This window comes from Cellulomonas septica (assembly GCF_012396155.1).
GTDB classification, from domain to species: Bacteria; Actinomycetota; Actinomycetes; order Actinomycetales; family Cellulomonadaceae; genus Cellulomonas; species Cellulomonas septica.
The window spans coordinates 1-2259 of the sequence record NZ_JAAXOY010000591.1 but is presented as its reverse complement, the minus strand read 5'-3'; the positions used below and the strand labels follow the sequence as shown (position 1 = coordinate 2259).

2 protein-coding genes are annotated in these 2259 nt (G+C 73.7%); one reads left to right on the top strand and one right to left on the bottom strand.

Translation table 11 applies throughout. From position 1 onward, the window contains the following. Positions 1-618, bottom strand: a 618-nt coding sequence (locus tag HGA02_RS16960) for a ferritin-like fold-containing protein (protein WP_168680341.1), incomplete at its 3' end; no start/stop codon positions are given. A gap of 367 nt (positions 619-985) precedes the next feature. Here HGA02_RS16960 and HGA02_RS16955 point away from each other — a divergent pair. Then, positions 986-2259, top strand: a 1274-nt coding sequence (locus tag HGA02_RS16955) for a DEAD/DEAH box helicase (protein ID WP_246247984.1), incomplete at its 3' end; no start/stop codon positions are given.

Sequence of the window (2259 nt, the reverse complement as noted above, 5' to 3'; positions counted from 1 at the left end):
GTCGCCCGTGCCGCTCGACACCAGCCGCACGAGCCCGGGGCGCTGCACGAGCAGCCGCTGCACGACGCCGAGCGCCTCCCCCACGAGCCGGCGGCCCCACAACGCGAGCCGCGAGCTGAGCACGCCGTCGTCGGAGCCGGCGGCGTCGAGCTCGGCCACGGCCAGCTCGGCGTGGGCGGCGTCGTCGAGGACCGTGAGCACGACGCGGCGGGACTCCTCGTCGAGGCCCTCGGCCGCGACCCGGCAGAAGTCGTCCGCGACGCCGTAGCCGACGTAGGCCTTGAGCAGCCGCTCCCACCACGTGCTCGGCTGGGTGCGGGCGTCGAAGTCGTCGAGGACGTGGTCGAACTGCGCGATCGCGGCGACGGGGTCCGCACCCAGCTCGGTGATCCGCGCCATCACGGTGTCGCGGCGGGCGATCGCGGCCGCGGCGAACCCGCTCAGCTGCAGCCGCTGGTCGGTCGTCGGGGCGACCGACGCGTCGGCGGCCAGCCGCGCGAAGGCGACCTGCTCCAGCTGCGCGACCAGCCCGAGCAGCTCCACGGTGTCGGCCTGCGAGGGTCCGGGACGGGCGGCGGGCGCGTCGTCGGGACCGGCCGGGAGTGCGTGCGTGGTCATCCGAGGATCGTATGCCGACGCCACGCCGCCGTGCGCGGAACGGTGCACAGGGTCGTCCGATAGGCTGGGGGTGTACATCGGTTGCCCGGTCGTCTCGGAGGGGACGCCGTCCCCGGTCCCAGGACCGGCTCGCGCAGCGCCGGACTCACGTCCGCAGCGGCTCGCGAGCGACTTTCACGATCGGCTGCCGGCCAACCCGCGTGGTGACCGCTGTCGCCCGGGAACGCCGCGATCGCCGGCCGCTCCTGGACAGCGCGCGGACCACCACCCTGCGCAGTGAGAAGCCAACGTGACCACGACCGACCCCGGCACCACCGTCGACTCCCCCGACAGCCCCGACGCCGCCACCAGCGCGCTCGCCGCCCCCATGACGCGCCCGCTGCGCTCGACGTACTCGTCGGTGCAGGCCGTCGACGCGTCGTTCGCGGACTTCGACGTCCGCCCCGAGATCGTCCAGGCGCTCGCCGACGCGGGCATCTCGCACCCGTTCCCGATCCAGGCCATGACGCTGCCCGTCGCGCTGTCGCGGCACGACATCATCGGCCAGGCGAAGACGGGCACCGGCAAGACCCTCGGCTTCGGCGTCCCGCTGCTGAACGCGGTCGTCGCGCCCGGCGAGGACGGCTACGACCAGCTCCCCGCCGCCGGCAAGCCGCAGGCGCTCGTCGTCGTGCCGACCCGTGAGCTCGCGGTGCAGGTCGCCGGGGACCTCGCGACCGCGTCGGCGCGCCGCACGGTCCGCGTCGTCCAGGTGTACGGCGGCCGCGCGTACGAGCCGCAGATCGAGGCGCTCAACAAGGGCGTCGATGTCGTCGTCGGCACGCCAGGCCGCATGATCGACCTGCTCAAGCAGCGCCACCTCGACCTCACGCGCGTGCGCACCGTCGTGCTCGACGAGGCCGACGAGATGCTCGACCTCGGCTTCCTGCCCGACGTCGAGACGCTGCTCGCCGCGACCCCCGCGTCGCGCCACACCATGCTCTTCTCCGCGACGATGCCCGGCGCGGTCGTCGCGATGGCGCGCCGCTACATGACGCAGCCCACGCACATCCGCGCGGCCGACCCGGACGACGACGGCAGCCAGACCGTCAAGAACATCAAGCAGGTCGTCTACCGTGCGCACGCGCTCGACAAGGTCGAGCTGCTCGCGCGCATCCTCCAGGCGAACGGCCGCGGCCTGACGATCGTGTTCGCGCGCACCAAGCGGACCGCCGCGAAGGTCGCCGACGACCTCGTCGAGCGCGGGTTCGCCGCGGGCGCGCTGCACGGCGACCTCGGCCAGGGCGCGCGCGAGCAGGCGCTGCGCGCGTTCCGCCACGGCAAGGTCGACGTGCTCGTGGCGACCGACGTCGCCGCGCGCGGCATCGACGTCGAGGACGTCACGCACGTCGTCAACTACCAGTGCCCCGAGGACGAGAAGACCTACCTGCACCGCACCGGCCGCACCGGTCGCGCGGGCAACAAGGGCACCGCGGTCACGTTCGTCGACTGGGACGACATGCCGCGCTGGTCGCTCATCGACTCCGCGACCCTGCAGTACGACATCCGCAACGGCTTCGCCCGCCAGGCGACCGAGGCGACCCAGATCGACCCCGACGGCAAGCTCGTCATCCTCGCGACCGGCGACGGCACCGTCACCAA